We start from the raw sequence: 15,500 nt of genomic DNA, 5'->3' as shown, positions 1-15,500 counted from the left end.
ATAAGGGAGCGTCCCTGCTCGACGTGACTGAAGAAAGGCTGGAGCAGAAAATTCATCGTGGATTATATTGTTATACTATAACATGTCGAATTATTACCAACGATGGACCTGCTTATGAATGCGCTGACTCTGCCGGATATCGCCGCGCAGGCTTCACGCCAAGCCTTGCCCCTCGACTGGGTGGGCATGTGCGGCGTTGCCTTGCCTGTCCTGTTCGATGGCCAACGCCTGGCCGCCACTGCCGATGCGGGTGTGAGCCTGGACGATGGCTCGGCCCGTGGCATTCATATGTCACGCTTGTACCTGGCGCTGGAGATGTTCGACCAACAGCCGCTTACGCCTGCACTTCTGCGTAATGTACTGCAGCGTTTTCTCGACACACATGAAGATTTATCTAATAACGCCTACCTGCGTATTCACACCGAGTTGCTGTTAAAACGCCCTGCCCTGGTCAGCCCTTTGGATGGTTGGAAGCGCTACCCGGTCAGCATCGAGGCGCGTCTGGAAAACCAGATGTTCCACGTGGAACTAAAAATTGACGTGACTTACTCCTCAACCTGCCCATGCTCCGCCGCCCTTGCCAGGCAGTTGATTCAGCAGCAATTTCTGAATGATTTTGCCAACGCGCCATTGCAACACGCAGACGTGTTGACCTGGCTCGGCAGCGCCAACGGCGTCGTCGCCACGCCCCACAGCCAGCGCAGCAGCGCGCAGTTGCACGTGCACCTGCAAGGCAACCAATTGCCAATCGTTGACTTGATCGACAGTGCCGAAGCAGCCCTCGGCACCGCCGTGCAAACCGCGGTAAAACGTGCCGATGAGCAAGCCTTCGCCCTGGCCAATGGGCAGAACCTGATGTTCTGCGAGGACGCCGCTCGCCGCCTTAACCTCGCCTTGAAACGCTCGGATGCGGTCAAAGCCTTCCACCTCAAAGTGGTCCACGCCGAAAGCCTGCACGCGCACGATGCCGTGGCTGAAAGCCGCTGGACGAGACCTTCCACATGATCACCTGCAATGCGTTGCGCTGGGGCGCTCCGGGCCAACCGCTGACTCCCGCCGTGGATTTCACCCTGGAAAAAGGCAGCCTCACCGGCGTCATCGGCCCCAATGGCTGTGGCAAAAGCAGCCTGCTCAAGGTTATCGCCGGCTTGCAGAAGCCGCTGGCAGGAAAGGTCAGCGTCGATGTTCCACGGCGCGGCGGCCTGGCCTTTCTGCCCCAGCAGCAACACTTGGACCGACAGTTCCCCATCAGCCTGCAAGAACTGGTCGCCGCCGGACTGTGGGGCACTCGGCTCACGCCACCGCAACGCAGCGAGCGCCTGCAGGCCGTGCTGGAAGACTGGTGCCTCAGCGGCCTGGAGCAACGTCCGTTGATGGCCCTGTCCGGCGGGCAGCTGCAACGCGCACTGCTCGCCCGGATGAGCCTGACCGACTCGCCGGTGTTGCTGCTCGACGAACCCCACGCCGCCCTCGATGAGGAAGGCCAGGCGCTGTGCTGGAAACACATCCACGCCTGGCATGAAGAGGGCCGCACGCTGATGGTGGTCTGTCATGACCTGGCGTCGGTGCGCCATCACACTCAGAACGTGCTGCATATCAAAAGCACAGGCTGCACGCTGGGCCCGAGTAAAGAGCTGATTCGCCCACAACCGCAATTGCAGGTGGCCTGATGCAGTTTGCCGCCCACTTGTGGATGCCCTTTGTCGATTTCGTGTTCATGCGCCGCGCGCTGATCGGGGGGCTGGTGCTGGCCTGCAGCACGGCGCCGCTGGGGGTGTTCCTGATCCTGCGGCGCATGAGCCTGATCGGTGATGCGGTGGCCCATGGCATTCTGCCCGGCGCCGCCCTGGGCTTCTGGTTCGCCGGGCTGAGCCTACCCGCGCTGACCATCGGCGGCCTCGGCGCAGGGCTGAGCATGGCGGGGTTATCCGCATGGATCACACGCCGCACCGGCCTGCGTGAAGACGCCAGCCTCGCTGCCATCTACCCCATCTCCCTCGCCGCCGGGGTGTTGATCCTTGGCATCGCCGGCAAGCGCCTGGACCTGTTGCACCTGCTGTTCGGCTCCGCGTTGGCCGTGGATGAAACCACCCTCACCGGCATGCTGTGGGTGACCGGCTTCAGCCTGATTGCCATGGCGCTGATCTATAAACCGCTGCTGCTCGACACACTCGACCCGCTGTTCCTGCAAACCGTCAGCCGCCTCGGCCCGCTCGCCCACGGGCTGTTCCTGACCCTGGTAGTGCTGAACCTGGTAATCGGTTTCCAGGCCATCGGCGCCTTGATGGTGGTGGGTTTGATGATGCTGCCGGCCATCGCCTCACGCTTCTGGAGCCGGCGCCTGCCGGTGCTGATCGCGGTATCGGCAGTGCTGGGATGCCTGTCGGTATGGCTGGGTCTGCTGTTGTCGTTCTATTACTCACTGCCCAGCGGCCCGGCCATCGTGCTGGTGGCGGGCGGCGGGTATTTGCTGTCCGTGGTCTTCGGTCCGGTGCACGGCTTACTGCGCCGCCCGCCCTTGCTGTCATCCCAATGAGGTGTTTTCCAATGCGCGCTTTACTCGTGCTGTTCAGTCTGCTGTTGCCGCTCTCGATGGCCCAGGCCGCCGACAAACTCCAGGTGGTCACCAGTTTCAGTATCCTGGATGACATCACCCATCAGATTGGTGGCGATCACATCCAGATCAGCAACATGGTCGGCCCGGACGCCGACGCCCACACCTACGAACCCTCGCCGGACGATGCCAAGGCGCTGCTCAAGGCCACGCTCATCATCAAGAACGGCCTGGGCTTCGAGCCATGGTTGGACCGCCTGGTGACCAGCACCGAAACCAGGGCCACGGTGGTCACCGCCAGCAAGGGCGTGATCTCCCACACCATGGACGAGGACGGCGAGACCATCCCCGACCCGCACGCCTGGCACAACCTGGCCAATGCCGAGATCTACGTCAACAACATCACCAAGGCGCTGGTTACCGCCGACCCTGCCAACAAGGCGGACTACCTGCGCAACAGCCAGGCCTACCTGAAAGACATCCACCGCCTGCTGGCCGAAGCCAAGGCCAGGTTCGGCGCACTGCCTGCGGGTAACCGCCGTATCGTGACCTCCCATGACGCCTTTGGTTACCTGGGCCAGGCCTATGGCATCCAGTTCCTCGCGCCCCAAGGCCTGTCCACCGAGCGCGAACCGTCGGCCGCCGAAGTGGCCGCGTTGATCACCCAGATCCGCAAGGACAAGGTCAAGGCCGTGTTCATCGAAAACATCAAGGACTCACGCCTGCTCAAGCAAATCGCCGACGAAAGCGGCGCGCAGATCGGCGGCACGCTGTACTCCGATGCTCTGGCCGCAGAAGGTCCGGCCAGTACCTTTACCGGGCTGTTCGAGTACAACCTCAACACCTTGTGCGCCGCGCTGGGCAAACCATGATTCGCAAGAACCCTTCCGGCGATCTGCCGGTGATAGCCGAATCGGCCTATGTCGACAAAACCGCGATCATCTGCGGCAAGGTCATCATCGGCGAAAACGTGTTTGTCGGTCCCTACGCCGTGATCCGCGCCGACGAAGTCGACGCCAGCGGCGCCATGGACCCGATCACCATCGGTGCCAATTCCAATATCCAGGACGGTGTAGTGATCCACTCCAAGTCCGGTGCCGCCGTGACCATCGGCGAGTTCACCTCGATTGCACACCGCTCCATCGTCCACGGCCCCTGCACCGTCGGCGACCGCGTGTTCATCGGCTTCAACAGCGTACTGTTCAACTGCGCCGTGGGCGACGGCTGCGTGGTGCGGCACAACTCGGTGGTGGACGGGCGCGACCTGCCCGCGGCCTTCTACGTACCCTCCACCACCCGCATCGGGCCCACTACCGACTTGTCGCAATTCCCGCCGGTGAGCGTCAGCGCTTCGGAGTTTTCTGAAGACGTGGCGCGCACCAATGTCGACCTGGTGCGCGGTTACAAAGCCCTGCAAAACGAGTTCTGACGCATGAGCGGCCTGATGATCCTAAATGGACGGCGGGTCAATGAAGGCCAGACCCTGCCCCTGCATTTTCAGGGTCAAGCGCGAGGTTTGACGGTGCCGCAATCGTTACCCAGCCACTGGGCGTGAGTGTCCAGGCTGCCCTTTTGCTGGATGCCGGTGGCATTGAAGGTACCGTTGACGGTGGTGGTGAATTCTTTCTGGCTCTGGAACGTCGCCACGCCCGTGCCTTGCGCTTTAGGGCAACTGAAGCGGAATTTCCACTGGTTGCCGGTCTTGTCGGTCACTTGCTGTTTGCAGCCCGATTGAGGGTCGGTCAGGGGGATGGAATCGGAAGCGACCTGGGCCGGCGTCAGGCACACCTGCACGCCTTTACCGGCCATGGTAATACCTTGTTTTTCCAGCATGGCGCGTTGTTCGGGGGTCATCTGTTGCTTGAGCTGACCGAGGATCAGCGACAGGTCCGGCAGGTCCTGGTTATCGACTTTCATATTGCTGGTGGTCAATTCCCACAAGCCCGGCGCCAACATCTGCGCCTGCGCCGCCACCGGCAGCGACAAACCAACAACCATGGACAAACACAGCAGACGAGCATTCATCGGGTAACTCCTGGGCAATGGTGGGCGTTAGACGCCGCAAAGGCGCCAGTGTTGCACGGCAAATAAAATAGCGACATTCACTGTCGAACATGGTCTGTTACGCACTGGACTGCCCGGAGTGATGTCGTTCATGGATTTTTTTGGCCCGCACCTGCTCGCCTACTTCATTGCCACGCTGCATTTTTTCGGGAGCCTCGCCGCCATCCATGCCGTACTGACCGTCAGGACCGCCCAAGGCTCGATCGCCTGGGCGCTGTCGCTGATGTTCATGCCCTATCTCACGCTGATTCCCTACCTGATTTTCGGGCGCAGCACGTTCGATGCCTACATCCAGGCACGTCGCCAGGCCAACCAGGAAATGCACAGGGCAATCGCCGAACTGAACTGGCGCCCCTGGGTAGAAGAAGCGCTGGCCGCACGCAACTCCAGCGCTTATGCCTCCTTGCGCGCCATGCCCAAATTGGGCCGCATGCCCTGCCTGGCCAATAACCAGGTGCAGTTGCTGGTTAATGGTGACGCCACCTTCAGCGCAATCTTCGAAGCCATCGGCAACGCGAAAACCGCCGTACTGTTCCAGTTCTTCATCATTCATGACGATGACCTCGGCCGCCAACTGCACCGGTTACTCACGGCAAAAGCGGCCGAAGGCGTGGACATCTATGTGCTCTACGACCGCATCGGCAGCCATGCCCTGCCCCATCGCTACGTGCAATCGCTGCGTGACGCCGGGGTGAAGGTCAAGGCCTTCGCCACCCGCAGCGGCTGGCTGAACCGCTTCCAGGTCAACTTTCGCAACCACCGTAAAATCGTGGTGGTGGACGGCATTACCGGGTTTGTCGGCGGGCACAATGTGGGCGATGAATACCTGGGCAAAAAGCTGCCGTTGTCACCGTGGCGCGACACCCACGTGCAGGTCACCGGCCCGGTGGTGGCGTGCTTGCAGGAGTCGTTCGCCGAGGACTGGTTCTGGGCCGCGCGGGCATTGCCGCCCCTGATCCTGCCGGACGCTTATCCGGAAGACGGCGTGCTCTGCCAATTGCTCGCCAGCGGGCCGGCGGACCCGTATGAAACCTGCTCGCTGTTTTTCGTCGAGGCCATTCACGCCGCAACCCAACGCGTGTGGATCACCAGCCCGTATTTCATCCCCGACGAGGCCGTGTTCGCTGCCCTGCGCCTGGCCGTCCTGCGCGGCGTGGACGTGCGCGTGCTGCTGCCCTCGCAACCCGACCACCGCATCGTGTACGCCGCCTCCAGCCTCTATGCCATCGAAGCGGTACGCGCTGGCGTGCGGGTTTTTCGCTACACCCCGGGGTTCCTGCATCAAAAGGTGGTATTGGTGGACAGCGAAATCAGCGCCATCGGCAGCGCGAACATGGACAACCGTTCGTTCCGGCTGAATTTCGAAGTGATGTTATTGACGGTCGACGAAGCCTTCGCCAAAGAGGTGGAGCGGATGCTGTTGGACGACTTCGCCCTGGCCCATGAAGTCAGCCAGGAAGAAAGCCGCGAAACCCGACGCCTGCAACAGCTGGGCATGCGCGTGGCGCGCTTGATTTCACCCATCCTTTAAAATGTGGGAGGGGGCTTGCCCCCGATTACGGTGTGTCAGCCACAAGTTGGGTTACTGATACACCGCTATCGGGGGCAAGCCCCCTCCCACAGTTTGATCTTCAGTGTTCTTAGCGGTAGATATCTTCCCGCGTCCACGGCAGTTCATGGCTGCCATCGGCATGGGGTTTCACCGCCAGGATCTGGTGCAGGTTGATCCAGCCCCGCGCAAACGCATAAGCGCAACCGGCCAGGTACAGGCGCCAGATACGCAAAGCGTGCTCCGGCACGCTCTTCGCCGCCGCTTCGAGGTTGTCCTCCAGGCGCTCGCTCCAATGGTCCAGCGTGCGGGCGTAGTGCAGGCGCAGACTTTCGACATCCACCACTTCCAGCCCGACTTCGCTGATTTCGGCCGTCATCATCGCCAGGTGCGGCAGCTCACCATTGGGGAAGACATAGCGCTCGATAAACTCCCCGGCGCCACGGCCCACGGGACGACCGTCGGTATGCTTGGCGGTAATACCATGGTTCATCACCAGGCCGCCTTCGCGCACGGCGCCGTGCAGAATCCGGCAGTATTGCGCCAGGTTGGCGTGGCCGACATGTTCAAACATGCCCACGCTCACCACCTTGTCGAAACGGCCATCCTGCGGCAGGTCGCGATAGTCGAGCAACTGCAGGTCGACCTGCTCTTCAAGGCCTTCGGCTCTGACCCGCTCTCTGGCCAGGGCCAGTTGTTCCTTGCTCAAGGTAATCCCGAACACGTTGACCCCGAATTCCCGCGCCGCAAACCGCGCAAGCCCGCCCCATCCGCATCCCACATCGAGCAGGTATTCACCCGGCTGCAAGCGCAATTTGCGACACAGGTGGCGAAATTTGTCTTGCTGGGCCTGGTCGATGGACTCGCTGCCGGTTTCAAAATAACCGCAGGAATACGCCATGTCCTGGTCCAGCCATAGCTGGTAGAACTCGTTGGACAGGTCGTAATGATAGGAAATGGCCGCCGCGTCGGTTGCCTTGTCGTGGATCGAGCGCACCGGACGAGGTCCGTCGTGGTCTTCGATCAAGGCGTGACTCAATTCGTCACATACCCTGATCACCTCGGCAATGGAGCCCTCAAGGTCCAGCTTGCCCTCGACGAAGGCTTCGCCCAGTGAATCGAGCGTGGGATGGGTCAGCTGTGTGACAACCGTAGGGTCCTTCACCACAATGGTCACACTGGGCTCCGGGCCCAGGTTGAATTCATGGCCGTCCCAGAGTCGCAGACGCAGCGGTAGCTGAAGATTCTGTAAGGCCGGTGGAAGTTGCGCGAGCATGAGTAGTCCCCCCCTTGTTTCAGACGTCTGGAGTGAGGGTAGACCATGCCAAATAAAGTAGGAAGCTATCGATTAAATAACTGCCTGCTATGAAGCCCGACGTTCGAGCAACCCTTCCTGGATCCACTGTTTCAACCACGTGGCCGCTTGCAGTGGCGCACCCTCTCCATAAGTGACTGCCAACTCGATGCACAGTTCTGAAAAGTTCCAGCCGGTGGTCGCCATACCTGCCAGGGCACGGGCCTCATTCGGTTCCAGGCTGCGGTACTGACACAGGTTGCGGTGACGCCACACCAGGCACACCTGTGCCACGTCCAGCGCCTGGCTGCCGGGAAAGTCCGATTCATCCTTGTTGGCCCGCCAGATCGCCACCGTATTGAAACGGCACAGCACGTGTTGCACCGAAGGTGCCAGCGATACGCGCAGTTGCGGCCAGTGCTCAGGAGCCAGGTGCGCCATGTGATCGAGGGTCAGCGGCTCGCCCGCAGGCGCGTCGAATGCCAGGGTGAACGCCCATTCCAACTGCGCCAGTTCAGCCAGGGGGATACTGTGTTCGGCCACCAGATGCTCAAGAATAAACACTGCAAAGCGCTCACCCAGCCAACGCAGGCTGTAATGGTCCGACGGGTAGCGCCGAACATACGCCTGGCTCAATGCGGCAAACTCTTCATCACCCAGCCAGTAGCGGATGGCGGCGAAGTCGTGGCGTAACACGTCCTGTAAGCGCGACAGGTAAGCGTTTTGATAAATCGCCAGGCCCGTGTCTACATCCAGCGTCGGGCCGCCAAGCAGGGTGGAAAAAAATCCACTGGCGGCGGTGGACGTTTCAGACAACAGATGCGCCTCGAAGGCCAGCTGCCAATCGATCAGGCGCATAGCGCCCCCCTGGCCAAAGCGGTGGCCCCCAGTTCCCGGGCCTTGCTCAATTCAGCCAGCAACGCCTCGAATGGCGGAAAATGATCGTCGCGTTCCAGCAGCGTCGACACCGGCCCCAAATGTTCCAGGGTGCGCTGATAGAGCGCCCACACCGGGTCGCACACCGGATGATCATGGGTATCGACTACGTAGTCGCCGTAATCCACATGCCCCGCCAGATGCAGCTGGCGAATGCTCTCAGGCGGCAGGTTGCGAATGAATTCCCAGGCATCGAACCCGTGATTGCGCGAGCTGACGTACACATTGTTCACGTCGAGCAGCAGTTGGCATCCCGTCAGGTGTGTCAACGCATTGAGAAATTGCCACTCGGTGAATTCATCCGCCTTGGAGCGTAGGTAACTGGAGACGTTTTCCAGCACCAACGGGCGTTGCAACACGTCTTGCACCTGACGCACGCGACTGGCCACGTGGTACAGGCTTTCCTCGGTGTAAGGCAGGGGCAGCAAGTCATGCAACTGGTGTGCGCTGCCACGGCTCCAGCACAGGTGATCGGAAATCCACGCCGGCTGGATGCGCGCGGCAAGCTGCTGGATGTGCTTGAGGTAATCGGTATCGATGGCATGGGGACCGCCGATCGACAGGGAAACACCGTGCATCACCAGGGGATAGCGTTCGGCTATCGCGTCCAGGTAGTACAAGGCCTTGCCGCCCTGCACCAGATAGTTCTCGGAGATCACTTCGAACCAATCCACCGCAGGGGATTGGGCAAGGATCTGTTCATAGTATTCGTTGCGTAAACCCAGGCCGTAGCCCAGGAAAGGGAAAGAACTGGCCATCATGCGCTCCTGGACAGTGTCCGCAGCGGCGCAATTGCCGCTGCGGCAGCACTCGCGTCGGTTACTCGCCGACTTTGCCGCCAGCCTTGGCGCACTCAGCCTTGGTCATGGATTTGAAACCATGGCCCTTGCACACCGCCTGGCCCTTGCAGGCGTTTTCGGCGGTCTTGCAATCGTTCATGCCTTTGCAGGCGTTGACACCGTAGCAATGAACCGGAGCGTCGGCGGCCTGTACCTGGGTGGCGACGCCGGCAAACAGGGAAGCGGCAGCGATAGCCAGGGCAGCACCGGAAACGGCTTTCTTGATGTTCATTGTGTAGTCCTCATAGATCAATAGTGGGGTCGGTCTGAACGGGTTGCCCAGTCTCGACACACCACTAGAGTGAGGCGCCCTTTTAGCGTTACAGCGTGTACAAAAGTTTCTGAAAGTTATTCGTCAAGCTTCAACAGCGGCTCGTGAAAGCGCAGCAAGCGCCCGGCGTTACCGAGTACCAGCAAGGTGCTGAGGTTGTGCAACACCGCGGCAATCATGGCCCCGGCGGCGCCCAGCCAGCCGAAGGCGGCGAACACCACGATGGCCAGCGTCCAACCCAGGCCAATGATCACGTTGACCTGCAAGGTGTGCCGACACTGCCGGCTCAAGCGCACGCACGTGCCCAGGCGGCGCAGGTCGCTGCCGATCAGCACCACGTCGGCCGAGGCCAGCGCGATATCGGCACCGCCCGCGCCCATCGCCACGCCGACCACGCCGGCTTTCAGCGCGAGAGAGTCGTTGATCCCATCCCCCACCACCATCGGCCGGAAACCGCTGCCGATCTCCCCCAGCACACGGTTGAGTTTGTCTTCCGGTAATGCCTGGGCCTGGACCTCACCGATGCCCACACTCACGGCCAGGCTGTCGGCCACGCTCTGGCGGTCGCCGGTGAGCAGCAGTTGGCGACCCAGCCCCAGGTCGCGCAGCTCTTGCAAGGCCTGGCGCGCCTCCGGTTTGACGCTATCGGCCAGCAGCAGCCAGGCCAGGAATTGCCCGTTCAGCGCCAGCCCGGCAATCGGGCCGTCGTGCTCAGGCACCGAGGTGGTGACGATATTCAGTTGCTCGAACAGTTCGGGACGGCCCAACGCCGCTTCGCCCTGTTCCGTGTGCGCAACCACGCCGAGCCCCTGGCGCTCGCGTATATCGCTCAGCGCCAGCAGTTGTTCCTGCGTCGCCAACCCCGCCAGCGCACGGCTGACCGGATGGCTGCTGGCCGAACCGAGGCTGGCCGCCAGGTTGAGCAGTGCCTGGCGATCGGTCGAAGCGGTCTGGATGGACTGCAGACGCAAGGTGCCGAAGGTCAGTGTGCCGGTCTTGTCGACGACCAGCGAGGTGAGGTCCGCCAGTTCTTCCAGAAACGCCGAACTGCGAATCAGGATGCCATGGCGTGCGGCGACCGCGATCCCGGCAATCGCGGTGGCCGGCGCTGACAAAACCAATGCACACGGACACGCCGCCACCAGCACGGCAAGCATCGCCTGAGCATCGTGGGTGACAAACCAGGTGACCGCCGCCAGCAACAGCACCAGTACCATATAGCTGCCGGCATAGCGCTCCAGCAACCGCGTGATCGGCGGCTTGGCACGCTCGGCGTTCTGCATCAGCGCAATGACCTTGCCCAGCGTCGACTCATTACCCGTGCGCGTCACTTCAAGGCGCAGCAGGCCGTCCAGGTTGATCGCTCCGCCAAACACCTGTACGCCCACACTGGCCTCCAGGGGCACCGACTCACCGGTAATCGGCGCGGTGTCCAGGCTGGCCTGGCCCGACAGCACCACGCCGTCGGCCGGCACGCGGTCGCCGGCGCGCACTTCGACTACATCACCGGTGTTCAGCGTGGCGTTATCCACTTCCACAATGCTGCCGTCAGCCTGCACCCGGCGCGCATGGCTGCGGGTGAGCCTACCCAGCGCATGGATCGCTTCCTGGGAACCGATCACGCTGCGCTCTTCGAGTACATGCCCGAAAATCATGATGATCGGCAGCAGGGCAGCGGTCAGCAGATCGCCCGTGGCCCAGGCGCCCATCATCGCCAGCGCGATCAATTGGTCGGTGATGCCATGCAGGCTCGGGTAGCGCAGGCTGTACCAGGCCGAACGCATGACCGGCACGGCCACCAGCAGCGAGGCAACACCGAGCAGCAGCTGGCTGACCCCGCTCTGGTCCGCCGCCAGCCAGCGCCATACCAGGCCCAGCAGGAGTAAACCCAGGGCCAGCATGGCCAGGGTCAATTGCCGGGCGGCGCGGCGCTGTTCGGCGGTGGTCAGCATGGGTGCGCTCATTGCTCGGCTCCCTGGATGATCAAACGGGCGTCGTCTTTGGGATCGACCGTGGTCACCGAGCCGGCCTGGCCGAGAATCTTCGGCAGGCGCTCACGGTACAGGCGCAGCAACAAGCCCGGGTCTTTCACTTGCGCCAGGCTGGCGACGGTGGCGGTCTGCGCCTGGGCATTGGCCAGACGTTCACTGGCCTGGGCATGGGCGACCTGCACTTGGCGGTCAGCCTCCTGGTTGGCGGTTTGGGTGAGCTTTTGCGCATCGGTCCGCGCGTTGGCCACCGCTTTGTCGGCTTGCTGGCTCGCCGTAAGTACCGCGTTGAACGCGTTCACCGCGGGCCCCGGCAGGCTCGATTGCACATCGACCCGTGTCACTTCGATACCCAACCCCAAGCCACTGGCGGTCAACTGCGCCAGGCGCTGATTGATGCCCTGTACCAGGTCACCGCGCAGCCGTTCGCGGCGCTCGGCGGCGCCGTTGTCAGTGCCGATCAATTCAGGGCGCGCCACTAAAATAGTGTCCAGGTCCCGCGCCGCCGCCAGGGCAACGGCGCTGCGCGTCACCAGGCGGTCCAGCGCGGGCAGCACATGCTCGCCCTGCATTACAAAGGCATAGGGTTCGGTGACCTTGTAGAAGGCTCGCACATCCAGTTGCACGATCCCGGCATCACCGGTCAGCAGATAGCCGGAGCCGGCCAGCGTATCGCTCAAGGGTGTGGCGAAACTGGCCACGCGGTCCGCCTGCACCGCCGCCTCCGAACGCAACAGGTTCTCCACCCGACGCTCGATCACCCGGTCCGCCGCCGGCAGCAACACCACCTGCTCGAACGGTTGCGGCCATGCCAGCAGCAGCCCGGCGTTCTGAATGCGGTCGAGGGCGCCGAAGTGCAGCACCATGGCGCGGTTCTGCGGGTCGATCTGGCGCACATTGGAAAACGCCCAGGCCAACGCCGCCAATACGGTGACTGCGTACAGCGCCAGGAACGTCAGGCGCCCGGCCTGGATCCAGGGGCTGTCCGGGCTGTCACGCTCACTCATGGCTGAACATCCTTCGGTCCATCCACCAGCGCACGGAACGGGGCGGCATCGGTACGCAGAATGATCCTGGTACTTGGCGTCACCACCGTACCCAGGGTATCCAGCGAGCGCAGCAGGTTGTACAGCTGCGGATTAGCCGCGTAGGCACGCCCGTAGATCTGCGCCGCCTCGACCCGCGATTGCGCTTCGATATCAGCGGCCTTGACCGTGGCCTCGGCTTGCACGATCCGCGCATCACGCTCGGCTGCCGAGCGGATCTGCGCCGCCTCGCGCTTGCCCACGGCGGTGCGCTCGGTGGCGATGGTTTCACGTTCGGCGCGCATGCGGTCGACCGTGGCGGTGAGGGTCACCGAGGGCAAGGTCAGCCGTTCGATGCCGACCTGGGCCACGCGTACGCCATAGGTGGCGAGCAATTGTTGATCGATCTGCCGGCGCAGTTGGGCTTCGAACTCGGCGATGCGCACCTGGCTGGCGTCGGTGTTGATCAGGCTGGACAGGTCAAAACTGGCCGCCGTGGTCTCCAGCGCCGAGCCGACGAAGGTACGGATCTGGCGCGCTGCTTCGTCCGGCTGATTCTGCACCGCACGCATGAAGCGCTGCACGTTGTCGGTATCGCCCTGCACCTGCCACGCCACGTAGGCTTGCACGATGATGCGCAGGCCATCGCGGGTGCCCACATCCTGCAACCCGCTGGAGGTGGTGCGCAGGCGCAGGTCCACCGGAATCGCCGCTTCAAACGGCGCCGGCCAGCGCCAGCGCAGGCCCGGCTCCAGCAGCACCCGCACCGGGTTGCCGAACCGGGTAATCACCGTGGCCTCGCCGGAACGCACCTGCACCAGGCTCGCCGCCGCGATGGCGAACAGCACCAGCACTGCCGCCCAGGCCATGCGCCGCCAGGGAAAAGGCCCGGCCGCCTGTTCATCGCCGTGATGGTGATGGTGGTGATGGCCGTGGTGATGGCCGTGATCGTGAGAATGAGCGCTCAACAGACAGACTCCTTATTGAACGGCTTTACGCGGCATCGAGGGGTCGGCCGGCAAAGTAAAAGAACGCAGATCGATCGTCGGCGCACTGTCGGCGCCCAGGCGATGATCCAGAATAAGCAGTTTGGCGTGGGCCAGGCCCTGGCTGAGCTGGCCCAGGTACTGCTCCAGCACGAAGGCTCGGCCCGCCGCGGCATAGGCGTGTTGTTCGGCAACAAAGCGCAGGTTCGCCGCCTGGGCACCGGCATTCACTTCGCCGGCGGTGGCCTGGGCCTGGTCGCGGGCCGTGCTGGCCTGCAGCAACGCCTGGTTGGTCTGCTCGCTGGCGGCGCCTCGCTCGCGCGCGATCAATGCCTGCGCGCCGATCTGCGCGGCTTGCACGCCGTGGTAGGCGTTGGCGGCGCCGGCCGGTGGGTGAATCGCCTCAACGACCGTGGCGAGGATTTCCACACCGCTGTCGAGTGTGTTCAGGTCGGCTTGTACGGTGCGACCGATCTCGTCGGCGAGGCTGGTGCGTTGTTCGCCGAGCAATTCATCGAGGGTGCGCGAGGCGAACTCATGCACCAGGATACGGCTGGCGGTGCTGCGAATCAGGGTCGGGACATCGGCGCTGTTATAGGTGGCGGCCAACGCGGCCTGGTCGGTCAAGCCGATGCGATAGACGAACCGCACGTCCATATTGACGATCTGGAAGCTCTGCTTGTCGCCGCTGCTGCTGGCGATGACCTGGGATTTATCATTCACATGGCTGGCGTCCCACAAGCGGTTGGCAATCAGCGGCGCCGGACCTTCGGCGCTGGCCAACTCGGGGGCGGCCGTTTCGCTGACGCTGGTCGCCAGCTCATGCACCACGCCGTTCTCCACGTTCAACACACGGCCCAGCGGCCAGGGCAACCCGACGTGCAGGCCCGGGCCGAATACCTCTACCGGTTTGCCGAAACGCTCATAGATTCCACGGCCCTGCAAAGGCACTTCATGCACGCCCGTCAGCGCCCAGCCGATCGCCAGCACTACCAGCAGCACCGGCAGGAACGCGCGACGCATGTAGGTAAACGCCCAAATCTGGCGCAGGTCGATGCCGAAGCGGTTATGCAGTTCATGCTGCAAGGCCAGCAAGGGTTGCGGCGGCCAGCGCAGCAAGCCGGCGACAAAGCTCTGCGCTATCAGGCGCGGTTCGAGACGCGGCTGGCGTGGGCTGAACAGCGACAGCACGCCGCGCAACAGAAACTCCAGCGCCACCAGCGCGGGCAGCAGGCCGATCAGCACGGCCAGGCGCAACGGCCACACCGACTCGGCACCGGCGAACAGCAGGCAAATCGAGCTGACCAACAGGCAACCGATCGCCACGCGGCACAGCTGCCCCAGGGGGGAGGCTTCAGGCCACTGCGCAGGCGTTTGCTGGGCCAGGCGCCGCTCGAACACCAGCAAACCGAACGCCAGCGCCAACCCCAGCGCCGCGCCGATGCTCGCGGATTGACCGACAGCCGCGGCGGGTAGCGTCAGGTTCCAGAATTCGATGATGCTGATCAGCGCCAATAATGACCAACCGCACAACCACAACACCGGCGCGCCGATCTGCTTGCCCAAGCGCTCCACCAGGCGAGTGTAGCGGCCCGTCTCTGTGACCTGCGCATCGGCCGGCGGCTCTTCCAGCGCCTGGGCACGCCAATCGGCCACCCACCACGCCGACTGCAACGCGGCAACCAGCACCCACAGGGCCGATGAGCAATTGATCAGCACCACCGGCCAGATCGATACCGGTGCAAACAAAACGACAAATAGCGCCAATACCCAACCGGTGACGGCCAGGGCAGTCAAGCTGATGCCGGCTTGCCTCAATCGACGGGCATGGAACAACCCCTGCTGAAAACGCGGCAAGCCTTCAACCGAAGCGCCAGCAGCCTCTAGATCCACTTGCATCCACTCAACGCCCGCTTGTACATAATTCGTTACGATATAACACAGGGCGTGAAATTTTTGTTCGCTTTTGGCCACGCCGCCGATCCTTGTGGGAG

At 62.8% G+C, this 15,500-nt stretch carries 15 protein-coding genes; 6 read left to right on the top strand and 9 right to left on the bottom strand.

Annotation, left to right across the window (positions count from 1 at the left end; all coding sequences use genetic code 11):
• Nucleotides 1-114: 114 nt before the first annotated feature.
• Genes folE2 through PspCFBP13528_RS00780 form a run of 5 tightly spaced genes read left to right on the top strand, consistent with a single transcriptional unit; the run spans nucleotide 115 to nucleotide 3,983 of the window.
• Nucleotides 115-1,005, top strand: a complete 891-nt coding sequence (gene folE2 / locus PspCFBP13528_RS00800; protein WP_137199485.1) for a GTP cyclohydrolase FolE2 — start codon at nucleotides 115-117, stop codon at nucleotides 1,003-1,005.
• Nucleotides 1,002-1,670, top strand: a complete 669-nt coding sequence (locus PspCFBP13528_RS00795; protein WP_137199484.1) for a metal ABC transporter ATP-binding protein — start codon at nucleotides 1,002-1,004, stop codon at nucleotides 1,668-1,670. The genes folE2 and PspCFBP13528_RS00795 overlap by 4 nt, the downstream gene beginning before the upstream one ends.
• Nucleotides 1,670-2,536 (top strand): metal ABC transporter permease, encoded by an 867-nt coding sequence (locus PspCFBP13528_RS00790; RefSeq protein ID WP_101218740.1) that lies wholly within the window; start codon nucleotides 1,670-1,672, stop codon nucleotides 2,534-2,536. The genes PspCFBP13528_RS00795 and PspCFBP13528_RS00790 overlap by 1 nt, the downstream gene beginning before the upstream one ends.
• Before the next feature lie 11 nt (nucleotides 2,537-2,547).
• Entirely contained in the window at nucleotides 2,548-3,426 is an 879-nt protein-coding gene (locus PspCFBP13528_RS00785) for a metal ABC transporter substrate-binding protein (protein WP_137199483.1), read from the top strand.
• Nucleotides 3,423-3,983, top strand: coding sequence for a DapH/DapD/GlmU-related protein (locus PspCFBP13528_RS00780; protein WP_065886671.1), 561 nt, complete (start codon nucleotides 3,423-3,425; stop codon nucleotides 3,981-3,983). Before PspCFBP13528_RS00785 ends, PspCFBP13528_RS00780 begins: the two co-directional genes overlap by 4 nt.
• A 74-nt stretch (nucleotides 3,984-4,057) precedes the next feature.
• Here PspCFBP13528_RS00780 and PspCFBP13528_RS00775 read toward each other — a convergent pair whose 3' ends face one another.
• Nucleotides 4,058-4,579, bottom strand: coding sequence for a DUF3617 domain-containing protein (locus PspCFBP13528_RS00775; protein ID WP_065886672.1), 522 nt, complete (start codon nucleotides 4,577-4,579; stop codon nucleotides 4,058-4,060).
• A 130-nt stretch (nucleotides 4,580-4,709) separates the two neighbouring features.
• Between PspCFBP13528_RS00775 and cls the strand changes: the two genes are divergently transcribed.
• On the top strand, nucleotides 4,710-6,149 hold the full coding sequence (cls, locus tag PspCFBP13528_RS00770; protein ID WP_137199482.1) for a cardiolipin synthase: 1,440 nt from the start codon (nucleotides 4,710-4,712) through the stop codon (nucleotides 6,147-6,149).
• Nucleotides 6,150-6,258: 109 nt separating this feature from the next.
• On the opposite strand, the gene cfaB is transcribed toward cls, so the two are convergent.
• From cfaB to PspCFBP13528_RS00730, 8 genes are all read right to left on the bottom strand, one after another.
• Nucleotides 6,259-7,443: a C17 cyclopropane fatty acid synthase CfaB gene (cfaB, locus tag PspCFBP13528_RS00765; RefSeq protein WP_137199481.1), complete on the bottom strand. Its 1,185-nt coding sequence runs from the start codon at nucleotides 7,441-7,443 to the stop codon at nucleotides 6,259-6,261.
• An 87-nt stretch (nucleotides 7,444-7,530) separates the two neighbouring features.
• On the bottom strand, nucleotides 7,531-8,319 hold the full coding sequence (locus tag PspCFBP13528_RS00760) for a DNA-binding domain-containing protein (protein WP_137199480.1): 789 nt from the start codon (nucleotides 8,317-8,319) through the stop codon (nucleotides 7,531-7,533).
• Entirely contained in the window at nucleotides 8,310-9,155 is an 846-nt protein-coding gene (locus PspCFBP13528_RS00755) for a DUF692 domain-containing protein (RefSeq protein ID WP_101218746.1), read from the bottom strand. Before PspCFBP13528_RS00755 ends, PspCFBP13528_RS00760 begins: the two co-directional genes overlap by 10 nt.
• A gap of 61 nt (nucleotides 9,156-9,216) precedes the next feature.
• Entirely contained in the window at nucleotides 9,217-9,468 is a 252-nt protein-coding gene (locus tag PspCFBP13528_RS00750) for a hypothetical protein (protein ID WP_065953319.1), read from the bottom strand.
• Nucleotides 9,469-9,584: 116 nt separating this feature from the next.
• Nucleotides 9,585-11,471, bottom strand: a complete 1,887-nt coding sequence (locus PspCFBP13528_RS00745; protein ID WP_137199479.1) for a cation-translocating P-type ATPase — start codon at nucleotides 11,469-11,471, stop codon at nucleotides 9,585-9,587.
• Nucleotides 11,468-12,502, bottom strand: coding sequence for an SPFH domain-containing protein (locus PspCFBP13528_RS00740; RefSeq protein ID WP_137199478.1), 1,035 nt, complete (start codon nucleotides 12,500-12,502; stop codon nucleotides 11,468-11,470). The genes PspCFBP13528_RS00745 and PspCFBP13528_RS00740 overlap by 4 nt, the downstream gene beginning before the upstream one ends.
• A complete protein-coding gene (locus PspCFBP13528_RS00735) occupies nucleotides 12,499-13,488 on the bottom strand; it encodes a protease modulator HflC (RefSeq protein WP_137199477.1) in 990 nt (329 codons plus the stop codon). Before PspCFBP13528_RS00735 ends, PspCFBP13528_RS00740 begins: the two co-directional genes overlap by 4 nt.
• 12 nt (nucleotides 13,489-13,500) lie before the next feature.
• Entirely contained in the window at nucleotides 13,501-15,405 is a 1,905-nt protein-coding gene (locus PspCFBP13528_RS00730) for a protease modulator HflK (RefSeq protein ID WP_137199476.1), read from the bottom strand.
• Nucleotides 15,406-15,500 lie beyond the last annotated feature (95 nt).

Origin of the sequence: Pseudomonas sp. CFBP13528 (assembly GCF_005233615.1) — a bacterium.
GTDB classification, from domain to species: Bacteria; Pseudomonadota; Gammaproteobacteria; order Pseudomonadales; family Pseudomonadaceae; genus Aquipseudomonas; species Aquipseudomonas fluorescens_AM.
This window is presented reverse-complemented; position numbering and strand designations above follow the sequence as displayed.

What these genes read in the sequence shown, in the direction of transcription:
- folE2 (WP_137199485.1), top strand. Translation starts at nt 115, where the DNA reads ATGAATGCGCTGACTCTGCCGGATATCGCCGCGCAGGCTTCACGCCAA.
- PspCFBP13528_RS00795 (WP_137199484.1), top strand. Translation starts at nt 1,002, where the DNA reads ATGATCACCTGCAATGCGTTGCGCTGGGGCGCTCCGGGCCAACCGCTG.
- PspCFBP13528_RS00790 (WP_101218740.1), top strand. Translation starts at nt 1,670, where the DNA reads ATGCAGTTTGCCGCCCACTTGTGGATGCCCTTTGTCGATTTCGTGTTC.
- PspCFBP13528_RS00785 (WP_137199483.1), top strand. Translation starts at nt 2,548, where the DNA reads ATGCGCGCTTTACTCGTGCTGTTCAGTCTGCTGTTGCCGCTCTCGATG.
- PspCFBP13528_RS00780 (WP_065886671.1), top strand. Translation starts at nt 3,423, where the DNA reads ATGATTCGCAAGAACCCTTCCGGCGATCTGCCGGTGATAGCCGAATCG.
- PspCFBP13528_RS00775 (WP_065886672.1), bottom strand. Translation starts at nt 4,579, where the DNA reads ATGAATGCTCGTCTGCTGTGTTTGTCCATGGTTGTTGGTTTGTCGCTG.
- cls (WP_137199482.1), top strand. Translation starts at nt 4,710, where the DNA reads ATGGATTTTTTTGGCCCGCACCTGCTCGCCTACTTCATTGCCACGCTG.
- cfaB (WP_137199481.1), bottom strand. Translation starts at nt 7,443, where the DNA reads ATGCTCGCGCAACTTCCACCGGCCTTACAGAATCTTCAGCTACCGCTG.
- PspCFBP13528_RS00760 (WP_137199480.1), bottom strand. Translation starts at nt 8,319, where the DNA reads ATGCGCCTGATCGATTGGCAGCTGGCCTTCGAGGCGCATCTGTTGTCT.
- PspCFBP13528_RS00755 (WP_101218746.1), bottom strand. Translation starts at nt 9,155, where the DNA reads ATGGCCAGTTCTTTCCCTTTCCTGGGCTACGGCCTGGGTTTACGCAAC.
- PspCFBP13528_RS00750 (WP_065953319.1), bottom strand. Translation starts at nt 9,468, where the DNA reads ATGAACATCAAGAAAGCCGTTTCCGGTGCTGCCCTGGCTATCGCTGCC.
- PspCFBP13528_RS00745 (WP_137199479.1), bottom strand. Translation starts at nt 11,471, where the DNA reads ATGAGCGCACCCATGCTGACCACCGCCGAACAGCGCCGCGCCGCCCGG.
- PspCFBP13528_RS00740 (WP_137199478.1), bottom strand. Translation starts at nt 12,502, where the DNA reads ATGAGTGAGCGTGACAGCCCGGACAGCCCCTGGATCCAGGCCGGGCGC.
- PspCFBP13528_RS00730 (WP_137199476.1), bottom strand. Translation starts at nt 15,405, where the DNA reads ATGCAAGTGGATCTAGAGGCTGCTGGCGCTTCGGTTGAAGGCTTGCCG.